Below are 23,113 nucleotides of genomic sequence, written 5' to 3'. Positions count from 1 at the left end.
TTTCAAAATACATTTGATTTATCATTTGAAAAATCAACTTCTCAGTAGCTCTAAATAAATATTTAGAGCTACTTTTGCGTATGATTTCCTTTACTCCCTTAAAAACCTTAGAAAATATTGAATTCAGAAATCTACTTACCGGAAGATTTTTCATTGTTTTAGCCTTCAGAATGCTTGCCACTTTATTGGGGTGGTGGGTGTACCAGTTAACAAAAGATCCTTTCTCAATAGGATTAATTGGTCTTTCGGAAGTAATTCCGGCAGTCAGTTGCGCACTATATGCAGGACACGTAATTGATATGAATGAAAAAAAGCGGCTCTTGCTCATTTGCAACTATGCTTATATTTTTCTCATCGGGCTCCTGCTTATTCCAGCTTTTTTCAATGTTGAAATGCATTTTAGCGGGCATCAGATCACCTATTTTATTTATAGTGTGATTTTTTTTTACGGGAATTGCAAGAGCGTTTATTGGTCCCATCGTTCCCTCGATGATTCCTAAGATTGTAAAAAAGGAGAATCTTCCTCATGCTGTCACCCTTAATCAAGCTACATTTCTAATCTCTTCTGTTTGTGGTCACGCCATAGGAGGTTTCCTTATTGGTTTTTTTTGGCGTAAAATGGACTCTTGTGGTCATCATCCTGCTCATTTTTATCGCCTCGTTATTTTTCTGGCAATTGAAAAAACAATTTTCTGAATATAAAAAAGGGAATATTAATGTTCTGGAAAGTATGAGGGAAGGTATTTCGTATATTTTCAAAACTAAAGAAATCTTAGGAGCATTATGTCTGGATATGTTCGCCGTACTGTTTGGAGGTGCCGTAGCCATGATCCCGGTTTATGCTACCGACATATTAAAGGTGGGAGCTGAAGGTTTCGGGCTTCTTAATGCAGCCTCAGATATTGGCTCCATGTGCATCATCACCATTCTCTCCATTGTTCCACTGAGAAAAAATCAGGGAAAAATATTACTTGGTGTGGTTACCGGATTCGGGCTTTGTATTATAGGATTCGGACTCTCTCATATATACTGGTTATCATTTATGTTTTTAGTGATGAGTGGAATGCTGGATGGTATTTCCGTTGTAATTCGTGGAACCATTGTACAATTGAAAACACCTGATCATATAAGGGGACGTGTACTCAGTGTTAATTCAATTTTTATCATGTCAAGCAATGAAATGGGACAATTTGAAAGTGGGCTATCTGCAAAACTACTGGGCGTGGTCCGTTCGGTAGTATTCGGAGGAAGTATGACGGTTCTTATTGCCTTACTTGTCGGAAGTACGAATCCTAAGCTACGAAAAATGCAATATTAAACACATATTCCACGTTATATTAAATAAAACTTAAAAACATTAATTAAAATTTAATAATTTTTTATATTTGTCGTATAAAATCCCCCCTTATGAAAAAATTTCTACTAATTTCAGGCTTCTTCTTGGCTGGCTTTTGGGTAAACGCCCAAACCTACTCAGAAAAAGACTTCCAACAATCTATATCACAAGTAAATACAGCTAAAACAAAAGCCGACTACGACAACCTTTTCCAAAAATTTTCCAAATTCACAGGATACAAAAAGAATGACAGATGGCAAGCTTATTATTATGCCGCAGTTTCTATGTATCTTAAAACGGAGATTCAGCTAAATCAAACCATGCATGAAGATCTTCCTGGCGCTAACGCTCTCGCCAGAAAATTTGCAAAAGGGGCATTTAATGCTCAACAGGACAATGCCGAAGCTAATATTCTGTTAGGATTGCTATATTTCCAGAAAATGCAGGTGAGTCCATCAGGTGACACACAAAAGGATATGGAAATTGTTTCTCAGGCAGTCGCAAAAGCTGAGGCTACCTCTCCAAATAATCCAAGACTTGCCATTCTAAAGGCAAGAATAAAAGAAAAATCAGGAAACCAAGCTGACGCTGATGTACTACTGCAAAAAGCAAAAAACGGATTCGACAGTAAAACTTCTATGGGCAGTGCTGCACCAACATGGGGCAGACAGTTAATTTCAAATAAATAAGAATTAAAATTTTAAACTGATCAAAATGAAAAAAGTTCTACTTATTTTTCTGATAATTATATCTCAGATAAGTTTTGCCCAATCCAGCTCTGACTGTGGTGGAAATGTTCAGGTTTGCGGAAACACACCTATTTCTTTCACCCCTACAGGACCTGGAGACATCCACGAAGTACTGGGAGACTGTCTAAGCATGGAACATTATTCCATCTGGTATACTTTTACGGTTGCTACATCAGGAACCCTGACATTTAATATCGATCCAAATGTTTTCGCTGACGATTACGACTGGGCTGTTTATGGCCCGAATGTTACTTGTGCAAATCTTGGGTTTCCCATAAGATGTAACTATTCCGGCGCCGATGGCCCTACTGGTTTAAATATGACCGCAACCGGAACATCAGAAAATGGAGGAGGCCCGCCATTCTGTTCTTACATGAATGTTGTTGCTGGCCAAACCTATTATATGGTTGTTGATAATTTCTTATCCACTGCAAATGGTTTCGTATTAACATGGGGAGGGACTGCAACTTTGGTTTCCCCTTTCAACAATGCTTTCCAACCTTATCCGTTTATGGAGCCAGGAAGCGCAGGACCAACACCTAATGATCCGAGAGAGGTTATTATCTGTTCAAATCCGGCAGTTTTTAATTTTAATTCATTATCTGCAGGAATTATAAACAATAACCCAAACTTCATAGTAACTTATTATACTAACGCAAACGATGCGATTACAGGTAATAATCCGATAACAACGCCTATAACCGTCAATACTACTGATATTTATTATTACGCCATTAGTTATTCCGATCCAAATGCCCCTTCAGGTGCTATCAACAGGTGTAGGATTCCGGGTAAATTTAAATTTATACAAAGAGCTATCACAGCGACTGATGTCACATTAACAGAATGTAATAACAACAATACGGGTACTGCTATATTTGACCTGACTACTGCTGCTGTAATTGCCGACCCAACCGTGACAAAAAAATACTATCCTACCCTTACAGACCTTAATGCAGGCACCAATGAGATCACGAATCCATATCAATATACTTCTGCAGGAGGCAATGTTTTCGTTCTGGTAACTTCACAATTCGGATGTACCACTACTGCAAAAATCACCTTAGCATTCCATCCTGTAGTCGTGGTAAATGAGGCTACCCTTAGATCTTGTTTCATTGAATCGAATCCTTCAACGGCATCTTTCAATCTTACAGCTGCTTCCGTAACAACACAGCCGGGTATTACTAAAAAGTATTACCCATCCATGACAGACGCTGTTAACGGAACCAACGAAATCACTACGCCATCTCCGTACATTGCACCGAATGGTGTGGTTTATATCAAAGTGACCAATGCAAATAATTGTTATACTGTTGCAAAAGTAAATCTGATCGTATTACCTCCTGTAAAATCTACAGTCCTTGCAGATAAAATAATCTGTATGGAAGACACAACTACACTGGATGCAGGACCTGGATTTGACGGGTATTTATGGAGCACAGGTGCTACGACACAAACCATCAGTAATGTAACTGTTGGTACTTATTCAGTACAATTGAAAACCGGGGAATGTACTACCAACCAAACTGTAACAGTTTATGCATCTGAGCAACCTGTTATATCCAATGTTGATATAGCAACAAATACGATTACTGTAAATGTAATCGGAGGTACTCCGCCATATAAATATTCATTGGATAATATCAACTGGCAAGATTCTAATGTATTCAATAATATACCAAGAGGAGATAATCATATTTATGTTAAAGATTCTTATGATTGTGAACCGATTGACATCAATGTGGTTGTTCCTAATTTAGTCAATGTGATCACTCCTAATAATGATGGTGTGAATGATGTGATTGATTATTCTGCATTGGCAGGAAAGCAAAACCTGATATTAAGTATTTATGACAGATACGGCGCAAAAATATTCCAGGCTGACAAAACGAATGGTTACAAATGGGATGGTACTACCAACGGAAGCAAAAAAGTTTCAACAGGAACTTACTGGTATTCTGTGACATGGAATGAAAATGATAAGAAAAATACACCTATCAAATTCTCCAGTTGGATTATGGTAAAAAACAGAGAATAGTCATATTTTTTGATAAAAACCGCTTTTTTAAGCGGTTTTTATTAATTCGAGCGAACTATAATCCAATTATCTTGTTATTTTCGCTATTTTTGTTACATTAAATTCATTTTAAAATGAGAAAATTCTTACTTCTTTTTATTTTATTTACTTATCAAATATATTTTTCACAGTCGGACTGTATCACTGCAATTCCCGTATGTGGAAATTCTGATATTTCCTACACCCCTAGTGGTCATGGTAATGTTCAGGAAGACTTAATGGGATGTTTGGCTACTGACGAGCATTATAGTGTTTGGTATTCTTTTACCATAGCCACTTCAGGAACTTTAACATTCCTTATTACTCCTAATCAGTATTCTGATGACTATGACTTTGGTGTTTATGGTCCTAATCAAACATGTGGCGCTTTAAGCCCACCAATCAGATGTAATTATTCTCCTGCAGACGGACCAACTGGTTTAAGTCTCACACTTACCGGCACCAACACTGATGAGGCTATGAGTGCATATATGGACGTAGTTGCCGGAGAAACTTATTATTTGATTGTTGATAATTATTCACACACAGCACATGGTTTTTCCATGACATGGGGTGGAACAGCTACTTTAACTTCAGCATTTAATGATCCGGCAGTAACACCGAATCCATTTATTACACCTGGGGTACCTGGTCCTACTCCGGATTCTCCAAATGAAATCCTGAAGTGTGCCTTGCCAACTTCATTTGACTTCAACTCATTAACAACAGGGATTCTAAATGGAAATGCAAATTTTACCGTTACTTATCATGATAATGTAAATGATGCGATAACGGGATCAAACCCATTACCAAGCCCTACGATGGTAGATGCTACAACGATCTACTACTACCGATTAAAATATACAGATCCGAATAACCCTAACAATCCGATTAACGGCTGTTTCCAGACAGGGAAATTTAAATTCAGGCAGGGAAACATTGTGGCAAGTGACGATACCATTTATGCTTGTAATAATAATGGTGCGGGGACAGGAACATTCAACCTGACGTTGGCCAATACATATTCTGGTACCGCGACAAAAAAATATTATCCTACATTGAACGATTTAAATGCAGGAACCAACCAGATTATGAATCCTGCCGCTTACGTTTCAGGAGAAAAAACAGTATATGTAAAAGTAACAACGCCTGAAAACTGTTCAGACGACTCGGCAATCACCTTGAAATTCTTTCCGGTAGTAGTGGTTAATGATGCAGAAATTGAATCCTGCTATATTGACACCAATATTACAACAGCAAAATTTGACTTAACAACAGCTAACGTATCAAGCCAGACACCCATCACGAAGAAATTTTATGCAACCATGGCCGATGCGGTAAGCGGAACCAATCCAATTGCTAATCCTACGGCTTATGTTTCTGCCAATGGAAATGTTTATGTAAGGGTATTCAGCGCAAATATGTGTTATGCTATTGCTAAAATCACCCTTAAAGTTCTTCCTCCGGTAAAATCGGCGGTTTTAAAAGACGTTACTATTTGCCCTGAAGATACTACAACATTGGATGCAGGGCCTGGTTTTGACGGATATGAGTGGAGCACAGGAGCAACAACACAATCTATCCAAAACGTTGCGATAGGAAGTTATTGGGTAAAACTTAAAACAGGAATTTGCTATACAGTACAGCAAGTAAGTGTAAAGGCTTCCCAACAACCAGTGATCAGCAGTGTAGACATTACAAACAATACAATTACTGTAAATGTTTCAGGAGGAACACCACCATACAAATATTCACTGGATGGTACCAACTGGCAGGATTCTAACGTATTTACCGGACTTCCTAGAGGGGAAAACAAAATATACGTAGTGGATTCTTTTGATTGTACTCCGATTGATATTCAAGTGACAGTTCCTAACTTAATTAATGCCATCACACCTAACGGAGATAATGTAAATGATTACGTAGATTACTCTGAGCTAGGATACAAGAAAAATTTAGTATTCATCGTTTATGATCGATATGGAAATAAATTGTACGAAGCTGATAAACTGAGAGGCTACAAATGGGATGGAACTACCGGCGGTAAAAAAGTGATTACCGGAACGTATTGGTACACCATTTCTTGGAATGAAAATGATAAAAACAATACTCAAACGAATTATAGCGGATGGATATTGGTAAAAAATAGAGAATAATTGAAATTATAAATAGAATTTAAAAAATCACCTCAAAATCGAGGTGATTTTTTTATTAACATTGCTTATCTTTTATTGGTGGTATTTTAATAACCCTTAAGAATAATTTGTTGATTACTATTTTTTAATTTTTTTTTTAAATAAACTATCTTTGCACAATGGCGCAGAAAGAAACATTATCATCTCTTACGCATGGAAATTTTGCGAAAGAATTGTCAATTGCAGATGGAAAAATGCCTCCTAATGCAGTGGATTTTGAAAGATTGATTATAGGAACTTTTTTAATTGATAAAAAAGGTCTTGACCATTCCATCGACCTTCTTACTCCGGAGGTATTTTATGATCCCAGACATCAGGTGATATTTGCTACCATTTTGAAATTATATGAAGCCAACCATCCGGTTGACTTAATGACTATTATACAAGACCTAAAAAAGGAAGACAAATTAAATTCAGCAGGAGGGGATCATTATATTATTGATCTCACCATGGGAGTAAGCTCCTCAGCTCACATAGAATATCACGTTCGTGTTATCCTAGAAAAATATATTTTGAGAAGTCTGATTAATGTTTCAGCAAACGTTATAGACTCTTCATATAAAGAATCCACGGATGTTTTTGAGCTGCTGGATAAAGCAGAACAATCTTTTTTTGAAATCACCAACGGGACCATCAAAAAAGGCTTTGATACTGCAAATTCTTTAGTAAAGCAGGCTATTGATACAATTAAATCCCTGAAAGACAAAGAAGGACTTTCCGGAGTACCCTCAGGATTTAGGGATGTGGATAAAGAAACCGGGGGCTGGCAAAATTCCGACCTTATTATTATCGCGGCTCGTCCTGCGATGGGAAAAACAGCATTCCTTCTTTCCATGGCTCGAAATATTGCGGTAGGATATAAAATCCCAATGGTGCTGTTCTCTCTCGAGATGGCATCTGTTCAGCTTATCACAAGGATGATTGCTTCTGAAACCAGAATTTCTTCTGAAAAATTAAGAAAGGGAACCTTAGATGATGAAGAATGGCAAAGATTGTTTTCCAATGTATCCGAACTGGAAAACGCTCCGCTTTTCATTGACGAAACCCCATCACTTTCTATATTCGATTTCCGAGCAAAATGCCGGAGACTTGTAATGCAGCATGGTGTAAAGCTTATCATGGTCGACTACCTTCAGCTTATGACCGCAGGAGGAGGTGGAAAAGGGACAGGAAACCGTGAACAGGAAATCTCTATGATCTCGCGTTCATTAAAAGCAATTGCAAAAGAACTCAATGTCCCTGTTATTGCACTTTCCCAGCTTTCAAGAAGTGTGGAAACACGTCCGGGGAAAAGACCTCAGCTTTCAGATCTTAGAGAATCGGGAGCGATTGAGCAAGATGCTGATATCGTATCTTTCATCTTCAGACCTGAATATTATAAGATCACGGTTTGGGATAATGATGAAGAAGGCCAGGAAACTTCGACTGAAAATCAGGCTGAGCTTATTATTGCAAAACACAGGAATGGTGCTACTGCCGATGTACGATTATCTTTCCTTAAACATTTTGCAAAATTCGGAGATATCGAAGCAGCAACGGGCGGAAATCCAGGATATCCGTCAGGTTTTAATTCGAATGAACCTAGTGGTTTTGATAAGATAAAAACAACCATTCAGCCGGGGGCAGCATTTGATCTTCCGGACAACTCCCAGTTGTCAGGATCTTCGATGAATGATTTTGATGATGATGACGACTTCCCTTTTTAATGATGTTGAACTGATAAGAAAAGACAATTTCTGAAATTTTGAGAATTGAGATTTATACAGACGGAGCATGCAGTGGAAATCCCGGAAAAGGAGGTTATGGAATTCTCATGCGTGTTCCGGAAAAGAATTATCAAAAAACATTTTCTAAAGGATTCCGTAAAACAACGAATAACAGGATGGAGCTTCTGGCAGTAATTACGGCTCTGGAAAAGCTAAAGTCAACAGAAAATGATATCCATGTTTTTACAGACAGCAAATATGTAGCAGACGCGATCAACCAAAACTGGATTTCCGGCTGGATAAAAAGAGGGTGGAAAAATGTGAAGAATCCCGATCTCTGGAAAAGGTTTGTTATTCTTTACAATCAATATACTCCTAAAATGCATTGGATCAAAGGGCATGCCGGTCATTTTGAAAATGAGCTGTGTGATAAGCTGGCAGTTGCAGCTGCAGCTTCTTCTGATTTAGAAATAGACACCTATTTTGAGAATATTGAAAACAATTCTCTATTTTAACGAATAAGAATCAAAAAGCACCCATTATCAAATTCAATTATTCTGTTAAATAATTTAGTTATTTTACTATCCAAATTAACTTTTATTAAAAAATCATTAATATTTTCTGCAAAATTAACACTGAACACATATTTATTACTTAGGATTTAATATATTTACATGTCCAATTTTTAAACATCCTAATTAATGAATAAAAATCTACTATTTTATTTCACTATACTTTTATCCTGTTTATCCGGAAATCTTTTTTCCCAAACCTATCAGCTCACCGGAAATCCTGTGAATACGACAGGGTGGACAGTTGTTCCTTCTGCCGTAGTTAACACAGATTTTGTCATGCTGACTGATGATCTCACCAACAAATCAGGAGCAATCAAACTTAATGATCCTATCAACCTGAAGTACTGTGATAAATGGAGAATCGAGTTTGATTTCAGACTTGACGGTAACGGAACGTCGTCGGGAAGAGGAGACGGTTTTGCATTTTGGTATCTGCAGAATCCTCCCGTAACCAGCCAGTTAGGCTCAGGTCTGGGAATTCCGCAAAATGCAATCGGCCTTATGATCGGCTTTGACCTCTACAATAATACTACAGGGGGACAGATGAATAAAGTTCATCTTGCCTATGGTGTGGTTCAAAATACTACTGACACAAATAATATTGAGTATTTCAATACTGTCGGAAGCTCCTTTCACTCACCTGATCTTACGTCTACCATTCCTTTGGTGGGAGCTACTTACAAACATGTGGAAGTAACCGGACAGGTGGATCCTGCTACTCCGGCCAATTGGATTATCAACTTGAAAATTGACGGAACATCAGTCATTAATCAATCATTTGCACCTGCAGGTGCTGCAGCTTCAATGGGAGTGGGATACTTTGGATTCTCAGCCTCTACGGGAGCCGCCTCAGTGAGAAGTTCCATAAAAAATGTAAAAATCTATACAGACAAAGTATCTATTTTACAGAACTCAGTTACCCAATCCTTATGCCCGAATCCTTCAACAGGAAATGGCACGGTCAATCTTACAACCTTTAATTCACAGTTTGTGAATACCCCGGCCAATTACACATTTACATACTATGTAATAGGGAGTTCAACACCTATTGCCAACCCCACCAACTATCAATTCAATACCAATACAACAATCTCTGTTGTTATTAAAGACAATGCAGGTGTCCTTTGTGATAATCCAGACGGAAAGATTCAGTTGGTCCTGGCGCCTTTTACAGCAAATAATGTAACTATTTCCGCTTGTAACAATAATAAAGCCGGAACAGCAACATTTAACCTTACCACTGCAGCTGTAACGGGAGTACCGGGAGCCGTTAAGAAATATTACAAAACACTGGCTGACCTCAACGCAGGAACCAATGAAATCACTAACTTTTCAAACTACATATCTGCTCCGGGAGTCGTATATGTAAAAGTGACAACACCACAAGGTTGTACAGGAACAGCTCAGATAACGCTGGCATTTCTTCCTGAAGTAGTCGCTAATGATGATACTATTCGCTCCTGTTTCATTGACACCAATACAACATCTGCTTTATTTAACCTGACCACTGCCAATGTAACACCACTGGCCGGAGCAATAAAAAAATACTACACAACTTTAGCAGACGCAATGGGCGGAACGAATGAAATTGTAAATCCGCAAGCATATGTATCTACAAATGCTGTAGTCTATGTAAAAGTAATTGATGGAAATAATTGTTACACCATTGTGAAAATTACCCTTGTTGTTTTACCTCCTGTTCCATCAACTGTTCTTAAAGATCAGACAATATGTATAGACGAAACTGCAACATTAGATGCAGGTCCAGGTTTTGACGGTTATCTATGGAGCACCGGTGCAACCACTCAATCCATACAAAATGTTCCGGTGGGAATCTATTCGGTTCTGCTTAAAACAGGAAGTTGCTTCACCAGTCAGATTGTAAAAGTACAAGCTGCACCTCAACCGGTGATTTCAAGCATTGATATTACCAATAACACGATTACAATTAATGTAAATGGAGGTACACCCCCATATCAGTTCTCATTAAACGGTACAACATGGCAAAGCTCTAATGTATTCTCCGGTTTATCCAGAGGAGAGCATAAAATATTTGTTAAAGATTCATATAACTGTGATCCTATTGATGTACAAATCACTGTACCGAACCTGATTAATGCAATTACTCCAAATGGGGATAATGTAAACGATTATATTGACTATTCTGCTTTAGCCTATAAAAAGAATCTGATATTCATCGTTTACGACAGATATGGAAATAAGCTTTACGAAGCTGACAAATTAAGAAACTACAAGTGGGATGGTACCGCAAGTGGTAAAAAAGTACCTACTGCAACATATTGGTACACCATCTCCTGGAACGAAAATGACAAAAACAATACTCAAACAAACTATAACGGCTGGGTATTGGTTAAAAATAGGGACTAACAAAAAAAGACCACTCCAGCATTGGCAGTGGTCTTTTCAATACAAATCACTATTTTAAAGAAAGCATCCGAAATTAAATAAATGAATAAATAACAACTCCTTATTTCACCCACTCCAAATGAAAAAACTTTTACTCTTCTGCCTTTTTGTTCTTTTAACCAATCTACCCGGAAATCTTCTATCCCAGACTTATCAACTTTCAGGAAATCCCGTCAATACTACGGGATGGGATCTTGTTTCAAGTGCAAACGTAAATACTGATTTCATACAACTTACTGCTGATCAGGGAAACTTATATGGAGCTATAAAATTAGCCAGTCCTATTAATTTAAGATATTGTGATAAATGGAAAGTAGAATTTGACTTCAGAATTGATGGAAACGGAACCGCACAGTTTGGAAGAGGAGATGGATTTACCTTCTGGTATTTAGCTAATCCTCCTACAGGATTCGTTTCAGGAGGAGGCCTTGGAATTCCGGCTAATGCGTCGGGCTTAATGGTAGGATTTGATATTTTCAACAATACTACAGAAGGACAAATGAGTAAAGTTCATATTTTATATGGAACCAACAACTCCCTTAACAATAACATTGAATATAACAACACTCCGGGAAGCACATTTCATTCACCGGATCTTAATCCTACACAGCCATTTGTTGGCTCAACCTATAAACATGTAGAGGTAAATGGCGAAACAGACCTTGCCAATCCCACCAGCTGGATTATAAAGGTAAGAATTGACGGAGTCTTAATTGTGGATCAGTCATTTGCCCCCTCAGGAGGAGCAATTGGTATGACTCAAGGATATTTTGGATTTTCAGCAGCCACAGGGGGAGCCAGTGCAAGACATTCAATAAAAAATGCTAAAATATTTGTGGATAAGGTTCCCATTTTACAAAGCACCGTTACACCGTTTGTTTGTGTTAATCCTGCGACAGGAAACGGGACAGTGGATTTAACCTCATATAATTCGCAATTTGTAAATATTCCGGCTAATTATATTTTCACTTATTATGTTTTAGGAAACTCTACTCCAATTGCCAATCCTACAAATTTCCAATATTCCGGACCCACAACAATTACGGTAGTAGTAAGAGACCCTTCTTCCACTTTATGTGATAATGGCGATGGGGTTATTCAGCTAAATCCTACTCCTTTTGCTGCGGATGACGTAACATTAACAGGCTGCAACAATAATAATGCAGGAACCGCAATATTTGACCTGACAACAGCTGCCGTTACTACTGTTCCAGGCGTTACTAAACAATATTACCCGTCTTTGACAGACCTAAATGCGGGAACTAACGAAATAGTAAACCCTACAGCCTATGCATCACCTGCCGGTTCAGTATATGTAAGAGTTACAACTCCACAAGGCTGTGTAGATGTGGCAAAAATTACACTCACCATCAACCCTGTTGTGGTTGTCAATGATGCTATATTAAGATCCTGTTTTATAGAAACAAGTCCGGCAACAGCTTCATTTAATCTTACAGCTGCTTCAGTAACGACACAAGCTGGCGTCAGCAAAAAGTACTACCCATCATTAACCGATGCCTTAAACGGAACAAATGAAATTACCACACCTGCAGCTTATATCGCCCCTAACGGTGTCGCTTATATTAGAGTTACCAATAATGCAAACGGATGTTATTCCGTTGCTAAGGTTACATTAGTTGTACTAGCACCTGTACTGTCTGCAGTTTTAAAAGATAAAACAATATGTATTGAGGACAAAACAACTCTTGATGCCGGCCCAGGCTTCGCTTCTTACCTGTGGAGCACGGGAGCGACTACCCAGGCTATCACCAATGTAGGTGTTGGTGTCTATTGGGTACAGCTCAAAACCGGTGAATGCACCACTACTCAGAGTGTGACTGTCCACCCTTCCGAACAACCTGTTATTACTAATGTAGACATATCTGGCACCACAATGACGGTCAATGTTATTGGCGGAACACCAGCATACCAATACTCATTAGACAATATCAACTGGCAGGATTCTAATGTATTCACTAATCTTCCGAGGGGAGAAAGCCACATATATGTAAAAGACGCTTACGACTGTGAGCCTATAGATATTAGCGTAACTGTTCCGAACATAATCAATGTGATTACGCCAAACGGAGATGGAGTAAATGATGTTATAGATTATTCTGCATTAGCTCACAAACAAAACCTTGTCTTTAATATTTATGACCGGTATGGAGCTAAGATTCACCAGGGTGACAAATCCAATAAATATAAATGGGACGGAACAATAGCAGGCAGAAAAGTCTCTACGGGCAGCTACTGGTATTCAGTTTCATGGAATGAAAACGATAAAAAGAATACAGCGATTAAATATTCCGGCTGGATTCTGGTAAAAAACAGAGATTAATAAAAATAACCAACCATATAAAAAATAAAGAATCACTTCTATTTCCGGAGTGATTCTTTTTACCAAAAAATAGAAGATTTATAAAACCATAAAAAACTAATACCCTTTATAACAATGAAAAAAACTATACCCTTTTATACTCTCCTTTTTCTGCTCTGTTTCCCGGTAATGATTTTCTCACAAACCTATCAATTAACAGGAAACCCTGTGAATACTACAGGATGGACAATGGTTGCACCAACGGTTGTAAATACCGATTTTGTGCAGTTAACTCCGGATATCAATGACAGATCAGGTTCCATAAGATTAAACGAACCCATCAATCTGAAATATTGTGACAAATGGAGAGTAGAGTTTGATTTCAGAATGGATTCCAATCAGACTTATACAGGTGACGGAATTGCATTTTGGTATCTCGCCAACCCTCCTGTTGCAAGTATTCTGGGCTCCGGACTGGGAGTATCCCAAAATGCGATCGGTTTTATTACCGGATTTGACACATATAACAATGCAACCGGAACCTCCGGAATGAGTAAAGTACATGTTGCATATGGCCAGGTTGCAAATACTACAGATACCAACAATGTTGAGTTTTTTAATGTTCCCGGAAGCTCTTTTCACTCCCCTGATCTGAATGCCACACAACCCTTCCAAGGTACAACCTACAAACATGTAGAGGTAAGCGGAGAAGTAGATCCTGCAGCTCCGGCCAACTGGATCGTAAAAATAACCATTGATGGAAACTTAATCGTTAATCAATCTTTCGCACCTTCAGGAGCTGCTGCTGCCATGACAGTAGGTTATTTTGGGTTTTCAGCTTCTACAGGAGGGGCAAGATCGAGACACTCTATAAAAAACGTAAAAGTCTATGTAGACAAAATTCCTCTGCTACAAACAGCTATAACAAAATTCATATGTCCTGACCTTGCCGGAATGGCAAATATAGACTTAACAACATTTAATCCTCAACTTACAGCAACTCCTAGCAATTATACATTTACTTACTATATTACAGGAAGCGGAACCCCGATTCCAAATCCTACAAATTTCCAGTATACCACAGATACCAATATTTCTGTAGTTATAAAAGACCCATCGTCGGTATTATGCGATAACAATGATGCAACAATAGCCTTAAAAGTAGCCCCCATTGTCACTGTAAATGATGCTACCCTAAGGTCCTGTTTTATTGAATCGAGTCCTGCAACAGCATCTTTCAACCTGACGGCCGCTTCGGTAACTACACAATTAGGGGTAACCAAAAAATATTACCCATCGCTAACGGATGCAATGAACGGAACCAATGAAATTACCACACCGGCAAATTATATTGCCCCTAATGGTGTTGTATACATCAGAGTTACGAACTCAAACGGATGCTATGCGATAGCAAAAGTCACCCTGGTGGTGATCGCTCCTGTTCTTTCGACGATTTTAAAAGACAAAATAATCTGTATTGAAGACAAAACTACTCTGGACGCAGGTCCGGGTTTCGCATCCTATCTTTGGAGTACCGGAGCAACAACCCAGAGCATTACTGATGTGGGAGTAGGTGTTTACTGGGTAAAATTAAAAACCGGCGAGTGTACTGCTACTCAGAATGTAACCGTATACCCTTCTGAACAACCGGTCATAAACAATGTTGATATTTCCAGCAATACCATAACCGTAAATGTAATAGGAGGAACACCTCCTTATCAATACTCGTTGGACAATATCAACTGGCAAAATTCCAATGTCTTTTCTAATTTACCACGAGGTGAAGCCAATATATTTGTAAAAGACGCCTATGACTGTGAGCCAATAGATATTACCGTTACCGTTCCAAATCTGGTCAATGTGATCACTCCAAACGGCGACGGAGTGAATGATGTTATCGATTACTCCGCACTGTCCGGTAAACAAAATTTAGTTTTCAGTATTTTCGACCGGTATGGGGCGAAACTCCATCAGGGTGATAAATCCAATAAATACAAATGGGATGGAACGATAGCTGGCAGAAAAGTTTCTACTGGCAGCTACTGGTTTTCCGTAACGTGGAATGAAAACGACAAAAAAAATACCGCTATCAAATATTCCGGATGGATATTGGTAAAGAATAGAGAATAATATCCGTATTCACATAAAAAAAGGATTGTTTCATTTTTTTGAAGCAATCCTTTTTCATATTATTTATAAACAGATATTTCCTGATAACTCCATTTTATTCATATTCAATTCTTAAATTTGTCTTATGAATTATTTGGAAGCTTTAAGCAGAAGATATTCTGTAAAAAAATTCAACAAAGAGATTATTCCTCAGGAAACCCTTCATAACATTCTTGAGTCGGGGAAATTGTCTGCCAGCTCTTTGGGACTTCAGCCGTACAAGATCTTAGTTGTTGAAAGCGAAGAAATGAAACAAAAGCTTATTCCGGCTTTCTATAATCCATCTCAAATTTCTACATGTTCTCACCTTATTGTAATTGTTTCTAAAAAAACAATTGATGAAAGTTATATAAGAGGTTATTTTAACCACATTTCTGAAGTGAGAAATATTCCACTGGAAACACTTGATCCTTTCAAAAAGAGCATTAACCAGCATATTGTTCAAAAAAAAGATGACGAAATTTTCAATTGGGCTGAAAAACAATCCTATATCGTCTTAGCCAACCTAATGTATGCTGCCGCTATTGAAAATGTAGATACTTGCCCCATGGAGGGGTTTCGCGAAGATGTTATCGAAAACATCCTAAATCTGGATCCGAAAACAGAAAAAGTAACGGTTACACTGGCAATGGGCTACAGATCTGAAGAAGATCATTTCCAGCACATGAAAAAAGTACGGAAACCAAACGAAAAATTGTTTAAATTTATTTAATGATTAGACCATTGTCTTAAAGCAAGCATATGATAAAAGCGGATGTATTAATAATTGGTTCCGGAATCTCGGGACTTTCTTATGCAATTAAAGTTTCTGAACAACTTCCTGATTCCAATATAATAATAGTAACAAAATCTGATGAAGATGAAAGCAATACAAAATATGCTCAGGGCGGCTTAGCTGTCGTTACGGATTTCAAGAAAGACAATTTCGAAAAACACATTGAAGACACCATGCGTGCCGGAGATGGAGAAAGTAAACGCGATGTGGTAGAAATGGTGGTGAAAGAAGCTCCCGCAAGGTTTAATGAAATTGTAGAATGGGGTGCTCAATTCGACATGAAAAATGGAGAATTTGCATTAGGAAGAGAAGGAGGACATACAGAAAACAGAATTGTTCATCATAAGGATATCACGGGATTTGAGATAGAAAGAGCTCTTTTACAGACGGCCAAAAATAGTCCAAACATCGAAATTCTCGATCACCATTACGTTATTGACATTATCACTCAGCACCATGTTCCCGGAAAAGAATTAAATGAAGGAGACATCCACTGTTATGGTGCATATATTTTGGATGAAAAATCCAAAACCATAAAAAAAAATAACTTCAAAAATAACACTCGTTGCAACCGGAGGTGCTGGCCATGTTTATAAAAACACAACCAATCCCACTATTGCGACAGGTGACGGAATTGCATTTGTAGCCCGCGCAAAAGGAAATGTTTCCAACATGCAATATTACCAGTTCCACCCTACAGCCCTGTATAGCAAAATTGACGGAATGTTATTTCTGATTTCAGAGGCAGTACGTGGTGATGGTGCAAAACTCAGAACAAAAAGAGGAGAAAAGTTCATGCATAAATATGATGAACGTGAGGAACTTGCCTCCAGAGATATAGTAGCAAGAGCTATAGACAACGAAATGAAAATTTCCGGAGATGAATATGTAGGTCTGGATTGCCGGGAAATGAATCAGGAAAAATTTTTAGACCATTTCCCTAATATTTATAAAAAATGCAAAGAAGAAGCCATTGATCCTTTCACTCAATTAATTCCTGTAGTTCCCGCCTGCCATTATCTGATGGGAGGAATTGAAGTGGACAGAGACGGGCAATCTTCTATCAAAAATTTATTTGCCGTGGGCGAATGCACCAACTCCGGCTTACACGGAGCTAACAGACTTGCTTCCAACTCTTTACTAGAAGGACTTGTGTTTGGGCATAATGCAGCGATGAAGACCGTAGAGCTGTTAAAGGATAACAACTTTAATTTTGATGATCTAAAAGCTGTTCCGGAGTGGAACGAGGAAGGAATGAAAATTATTGATGAAATGGTTATCGTAAGCTACCTCAGAAAACAACTTCAGGAAATGATGAGTGACCTGGTAGGTATCGTACGAAGCAACAGACGTTTAAAAATGGCTCTTCAAAAGCATCATGAAATTGCCGCGGCTGTAGATGAAATCTATCGCTACTCTATTCTTTCCCCTCAATTATCCGAACTAAGAAACTTAACAACCGTTGCTCATCTCATCATTACCCAATCTATGGAAATGACTGAAAATAAGGGGGCATTTTATAATAAAGATTTAGCTTAACCAAGTATAAAGAACATGAAAAAGCCAAACTACGTAACAGATAAAGCACTTAAAACATTTATAAAATCTGCTCTGGAAGAAGATATCCAGGATGGTGATCATTCTACCCTATCAACAATTCCAAAAGATCTTAAACAAAGTGCTCAACTTCTGGTTAAGCAAAATTGTATCCTTGCAGGAGTTGAATTAGCTGAAATTATCTTTACAACTTTCGATAAAAACCTAAAAGTTGAAACCTTTATTAAAGACGGTGAGGCAGCCAAAGTAGGCGATATTGCCTTCATAGTTACAGGACCAGCTCAATCAATTCTTTCAACAGAAAGGCTGATCCTGAACTGCATGCAAAGGATGAGCGGTATAGCAACCCTTACACATGAATGGGATTCAAGATTAGTGGGGACAAAAACCAAATTATTAGATACAAGAAAAACTACTCCTAATTTCAGGATATGTGAAAAATGGGCGGTTGCTATAGGAGGCGGAACCAACCACAGATACGGGCTTTATGACATGATCATGCTGAAAGATAATCATATTGATTATAATGGCAGTATTACCAATGCGGTAAAAATGGCAAAAGATTATATTAAAAAGAACAAGAAAAAACTGAAAATAGAGGTTGAAACAAGGAATCTTGAAGAAGTTGAAGAAGCTATTAAAGCAAAGGTAGACAGAATCATGCTCGATAATATGGATGTGAAAACAATGAGACAGGCGGTTGAAATGATTAACGGCAAATGTGAATCCGAAGCTTCCGGCGGAATTACCCGTGATGAGCTAAAAGATATTGCCTCTACAGGTGTTACTTACATTTCTGCCGGAGCCCTTACACACTCGGCTAAAAACATAGATCTAAGCCTCAAAGCCGTGAAATAGCATTGTATTTTTAACAAAAATAATATTACTTTTTTATGTATTATGCAATGCATTTTTTTAACATAAAAACAGGTAAAAAAGCTAAAATACTATAAATCAACAAATTAATAATTCTTAATATTCGTTAAAAATTAACATTGGGTTAATATTGGTTAAAATTTAAATACCGACTTTTGCATAAAATTTAAATCTAACTATTACTAACGATTATGAAATTAATCAACAAATCGATACTGACTGTAGTAATTACATTGTCTACAGCTAGTGTTTATTACGCTCAAGAAACACAGGACACGATTAAGAGGTCTAAAGACATTGAGGAGGTAATTTTACAAGGTGTAACAGATATCGCTAAAGATAGAAAGACACCGGTTGCTGCATCTACTATTAAAGCAGCACAAATTATCGAAAGATTAGGAAACCAAGAACTTACCGAGATTTTAAACACTACACCTTCAGTGTACGCTACTAAATCCGGAGGTGGTTACGGTGACGGAGGTATTACCATGAGAGGTTTCGAGTCCCGAAACATCGCAGTAATGGTAAACGGTATGCCTGTAAATGATATGGAAGGAGGTACTGTATACTACTCTAACTGGACAGGTTTAGCTGACGTTACTAGTTTTGTTCAAGCACAGAGAGGTTTAGGTTCTTCTAAATTAGGGATAGCTTCTGTAGGGGGAACTATTAACTACATTACTCGTTCTGCGGACATGAAAAAAGGAGGTGTGATAAGATTAGGAGTTGGTAATAATGACTACTTAAAAACATCATTTGCATATAATACTGGAAAACTTGATAAAGGATGGTCTTCATCTTTTCTAATGAGTAGAACTGCAGGAGGAACTTATATCGAAAACACAGACTTTGAAGCTTATGCTTACTATTTCGCATTAGGTTGGGAGCCGAACAAAAAGCATAACTTCCAATTCACTATAACTTCATCTCCACAGTGGCATGATCAGAGAACCTTCTCTCCTACTATTGCAAACTATATAAAATATAATCCGGACCAAGATGGTACTCCATACAGACAATACAATTCTGATTATGGTTACTATACCGATGCAAATGGAAATAAAGTGGCTTTAGCAAACAGATCTAATTATTACGCTAAGCCCGTAATGATGTTGAACTGGGATTGGAATATGAATGAAAAATCCAAATTAAGTACTGTTCTATATATGTCTAATGGTAGAGGTGGTGGAACTGGTGATTTGGGTAGAGTTGGCGGAAAAGGAGCTACTGGTTACTATGACAATATGGGGCATTTCAATTATGATGCTATTTTTGCAGCTAACCAGGCTGTTGACCTAAATAATCCGGCTACTCCAGCAGGAAGTACATTAATCCGTAGAGCAAGTATTAACTCCCACAACTGGTATGGGATTTTAGCAAATTTCCAACATAAAATCAATGATAACTGGAATTTCTCAGTAGGTACAGACGACAGATATTACTATGGTTATCATTATCAAGTAGTTTCAGATCTTTACGGAGCTGCAGGGTATAAAGAAGCCGGAAACAAAAATGTGGCGCCATACATTGTTAATAAAGTGTATGATTACAAGAGCCTTTCATGGAATCCGTTTGGAGGGAAAACTGCTCCAATAGGAGATCAAATAGGCTACAGTAATGATGGTGAAGTACTTTGGTACAGTGGATTCGCTCAAGTAGAATATTCTAAGGATAATTTATCAGCATTCTTACAAGGTTCCGTTTCAAATCAGGCATATCAAAGAATTGATAACTTTGTAAAAGATGGTGTAACCAGACAACCTAATGCAGTTACTGGACAGATAGTAAATACAAAAACTGGTTTCAAGAATCTTTTCGGATACAACATTAAAGGGGGGGCAAATTATAATATTAATGATAACCATAATGTTTTTGCTAATATCGGATATTACAGCAAGCAGCCTTTCATGAACTCTGTATATCCAAGTAACTTTCAGGTTCTTAACCCTACTTTGACTAATGAGAAAATCTTCTCAGCTGAAGTTGGTTATGGATTCAGATCATCTAAATTAAACGCAAATGTTAACCTTTACAGAACTGAGTGGAAAGACAGATGGTTCAGAAGAGGAGGAATGACATTTGAAGTAGTAGATCCTTCTTCTCCAACAGGAACGTCAACATTAACCGGTTACGCAGAAATCAGTGGAATTACACAGGTACATATGGGAATTGAAATAGATGCAACCTATAAGCCAATCCCCATGCTAGAATTCCAAGGAATGTTATCTATTGGAGACTACAAATATAAAGGTAATGCTAGTGGGGCTACATTTGATGATAACAACAATCCAGTAGTAACTTCTGGAAACGCTTCTAACAATACTACTCTTTACCTAGATGGTGTAAAAGTAGGGGGAAGTAGCAGTAACAGTATTCCTCAGATGACTGCTTCATTGGGAGCTACCATAAGACCTGTAAAAGATTTAAGTATCTATGGTACTTGGAGATACGTGGGTGAAATTTACTCATCTATTGATCCAGGATCATTCTCCAAACCTGAAAACCAGGCAAGAGGATCACTTAAATTACCAGATTTTAACCTGTTTGATGTAGGATTTTCTTATAAAATAAGATTAAATAACACGTCACAATACTTCACTGTAGGTGCTAACGTTTACAACTTATTAGATACTACTTATATTTCAGATGGAGCAACTAACATCTTTGCTAAAGGAGAGGGAGATTTCTCAACGCCTCAGCAATATGCTGCATATCAAGCTACTTTATACAAAGGGCTTGACCCATCGAACAGAGTTTATTTCGGTTTCGGAAGAACTTGGTCTGCTAATTTATCTTTCAACTTCTAATAATATAAATTTAGATTTTATAAATATCAATCCCGGCTTTGGCCGGGATTTTTTGTTATCTTTGTCTACTAGAAAAATAGAAAAAAACAGGATATGGATTTTTACAAGATTTTACTTAGTGCCCACAAAGGATTTGGGTATCTTGAGCTTCTTTTGGTAGCACTATTTATTATTGCACTTTTAGGGACCATGTTTGGCTTCAGTGGAAAAGTGAACAAATTTTTAAAGAAGACCACTCTTTTCACCATGATCTTCTTCCACGTTCAATTTTTGATTGGAATCATTATGCTGATCACCAACTTTACAAAAGGATTGGATATGGGAGCAGTAATGAAAAATGCAGACCTAAGATTTCAATATGTGGAACATCCATTTTCTATGCTGATTGCAGCCGTATTGATGACGATCATCAATAAAAAAGTAAAATCCAATGATACCATTTCGTTAGGAATTGTAATCATGGGACTTATTGCGGTTGGCTTATTTGCATTCGCGTTCCCGTGGACAAGGGTCTTCGGGGCATAATATATTAACTTAAACATTGTAATCATTAAGATGAAAGTAGCTGTAGTAGGTTCAACAGGAATGGTTGGACAAGTTATGCTTAAAGTTTTGGAGGAGAGAAACTTCCCTGTCACAGAATTAATTCCGGTAGCTTCGGAAAAATCTATTGGTAAGAAGGTGAAGTATAAACAGGAAGAGTATACGATTGTAAGCATTAATGACGCTATAGCTGCCAAACCTGATATTGCTATTTTTTCAGCCGGAGGTTCTACATCTTTGGAATTTGCTCCCAAATTTGCTGAAGCAGGAATTACTGTAATCGACAATTCTTCTGCGTGGAGAATGGATCCTACCAAAAAACTGGTGGTTCCTGAGATCAATTCGAATGTTTTAACAGCCGAAGATAAAATTATTGCCAACCCCAACTGCTCTACCATTCAGTTGGTTATGGTTCTGGGACCACTTAATAAGAAATATGACCTTAAAAGAGTGGTTGTTTCAACCTACCAGTCTGTGACCGGAACTGGGAAAGCAGCCGTAGATCAGTTAAATTCTGAAATTAAAGGCGATGATTCCGTAGCAAAGGTATATCCTTATCAGATCTTTAAAAATGCTTTACCACACTGTGACGTTTTCAGTGATGACGATTACACGAAGGAAGAGATTAAATTAATGAAAGAGCCTAAGAAAATCTTAGGGGATGATACTTTTAATTTAACGGCAACGGCAGTAAGGGTTCCGGTTCAGGGCGGACATTCGGAAAGTGTGAATATCGAATTTGAAAATGAGTTCGACCTCGATGAAGTAAGAAAGATCTTATCTGAAACCCCGGGAGTTATAGTAATAGATGATGTGAAAAACAACCGATATCCGATGCCACTAGACTCAGAAGGAAAAGATGAAGTCTTTGTAGGAAGGATAAGACGGGATCTGTCACAACCCAAAACGCTCAATTTGTGGATCGTGGCGGATAATCTGAGAAAAGGCGCTGCAACGAACGCAGTACAGATCGCAGAATACCTGGTATCAAAAAACTTAGTTTAAACTAACAAAATAAA

13 protein-coding genes and 2 pseudogenes are annotated in these 23,113 nt (G+C 37.8%); all 15 read left to right on the top strand.

Features of this window, described 5'->3' with window-relative positions; translation table 11 throughout:
* Positions 1-80: 80 nt before the first annotated feature.
* The 15 genes and pseudogenes from ACJ5H0_RS13870 to ACJ5H0_RS13800 all read left to right on the top strand — a co-directional run bounded on the left by ACJ5H0_RS13870 (position 81) and on the right by ACJ5H0_RS13800 (position 23,099).
* Positions 81-1,318: pseudogene (locus tag ACJ5H0_RS13870) on the top strand (MFS transporter).
* An 89-nt stretch (positions 1,319-1,407) separates the two neighbouring features.
* Entirely contained in the window at positions 1,408-2,025 is a 618-nt protein-coding gene (locus ACJ5H0_RS13865) for a tetratricopeptide repeat protein (RefSeq protein ID WP_273650455.1), read from the top strand.
* A gap of 25 nt (positions 2,026-2,050) precedes the next feature.
* Positions 2,051-4,126 carry a T9SS type B sorting domain-containing protein gene (locus ACJ5H0_RS13860; protein ID WP_411249946.1) on the top strand — a complete coding sequence of 692 codons (2,076 nt, stop codon included), beginning with the start codon at positions 2,051-2,053 and terminating at the stop codon, positions 4,124-4,126.
* Positions 4,127-4,239: 113 nt separating this feature from the next.
* A complete protein-coding gene (locus ACJ5H0_RS13855; protein WP_172282273.1) occupies positions 4,240-6,300 on the top strand; it encodes a T9SS type B sorting domain-containing protein in 2,061 nt (686 codons plus the stop codon).
* 158 nt (positions 6,301-6,458) lie between these two features.
* Complete coding sequence (dnaB, locus tag ACJ5H0_RS13850) at positions 6,459-8,045, top strand: replicative DNA helicase (protein ID WP_273650453.1); 1,587 nt, start codon at positions 6,459-6,461, stop codon at positions 8,043-8,045.
* A gap of 38 nt (positions 8,046-8,083) precedes the next feature.
* Complete coding sequence (gene rnhA, locus ACJ5H0_RS13845; RefSeq protein WP_172282269.1) at positions 8,084-8,560, top strand: ribonuclease HI; 477 nt, start codon at positions 8,084-8,086, stop codon at positions 8,558-8,560.
* A gap of 186 nt (positions 8,561-8,746) precedes the next feature.
* Positions 8,747-11,008, top strand: a complete 2,262-nt coding sequence (locus ACJ5H0_RS13840; protein ID WP_411249945.1) for a T9SS type B sorting domain-containing protein — start codon at positions 8,747-8,749, stop codon at positions 11,006-11,008.
* A 118-nt stretch (positions 11,009-11,126) separates the two neighbouring features.
* Positions 11,127-13,388, top strand: a complete 2,262-nt coding sequence (locus tag ACJ5H0_RS13835; protein ID WP_411249944.1) for a T9SS type B sorting domain-containing protein — start codon at positions 11,127-11,129, stop codon at positions 13,386-13,388.
* 114 nt (positions 13,389-13,502) lie between these two features.
* Positions 13,503-15,497, top strand: coding sequence for a T9SS type B sorting domain-containing protein (locus tag ACJ5H0_RS13830; protein WP_411249943.1), 1,995 nt, complete (start codon positions 13,503-13,505; stop codon positions 15,495-15,497).
* 124 nt (positions 15,498-15,621) lie between these two features.
* The gene (locus tag ACJ5H0_RS13825; RefSeq protein ID WP_172282261.1) at positions 15,622-16,248 is read left to right on the top strand and encodes an NAD(P)H-dependent oxidoreductase; all 627 of its coding nucleotides are present in this window, start codon (positions 15,622-15,624) and stop codon (positions 16,246-16,248) included.
* A 29-nt stretch (positions 16,249-16,277) separates the two neighbouring features.
* Positions 16,278-17,850 (top strand): annotated as a pseudogene (gene nadB, locus ACJ5H0_RS13820) (L-aspartate oxidase).
* 15 nt (positions 17,851-17,865) lie between these two features.
* On the top strand, positions 17,866-18,726 hold the full coding sequence (gene nadC / locus ACJ5H0_RS13815; RefSeq protein ID WP_172282257.1) for a carboxylating nicotinate-nucleotide diphosphorylase: 861 nt from the start codon (positions 17,866-17,868) through the stop codon (positions 18,724-18,726).
* A 209-nt stretch (positions 18,727-18,935) separates the two neighbouring features.
* Positions 18,936-21,551, top strand: a complete 2,616-nt coding sequence (locus ACJ5H0_RS13810) for a TonB-dependent receptor (protein WP_273650445.1) — start codon at positions 18,936-18,938, stop codon at positions 21,549-21,551.
* Positions 21,552-21,644: 93 nt separating this feature from the next.
* On the top strand, positions 21,645-22,076 hold the full coding sequence (locus ACJ5H0_RS13805; RefSeq protein WP_172282253.1) for a hypothetical protein: 432 nt from the start codon (positions 21,645-21,647) through the stop codon (positions 22,074-22,076).
* 30 nt (positions 22,077-22,106) lie between these two features.
* Positions 22,107-23,099, top strand: a complete 993-nt coding sequence (locus ACJ5H0_RS13800; protein WP_172282251.1) for an aspartate-semialdehyde dehydrogenase — start codon at positions 22,107-22,109, stop codon at positions 23,097-23,099.
* The last annotated feature ends 14 nt before the right edge of the window (positions 23,100-23,113 follow it).

It is taken from the genome of Chryseobacterium proteolyticum (assembly GCF_046591535.1).
GTDB classification, from domain to species: Bacteria; Bacteroidota; Bacteroidia; order Flavobacteriales; family Weeksellaceae; genus Chryseobacterium; species Chryseobacterium proteolyticum.
The sequence above is the reverse complement of the archived record's forward strand: the minus strand, read 5'-3'. Positions and strand labels throughout refer to the sequence as shown.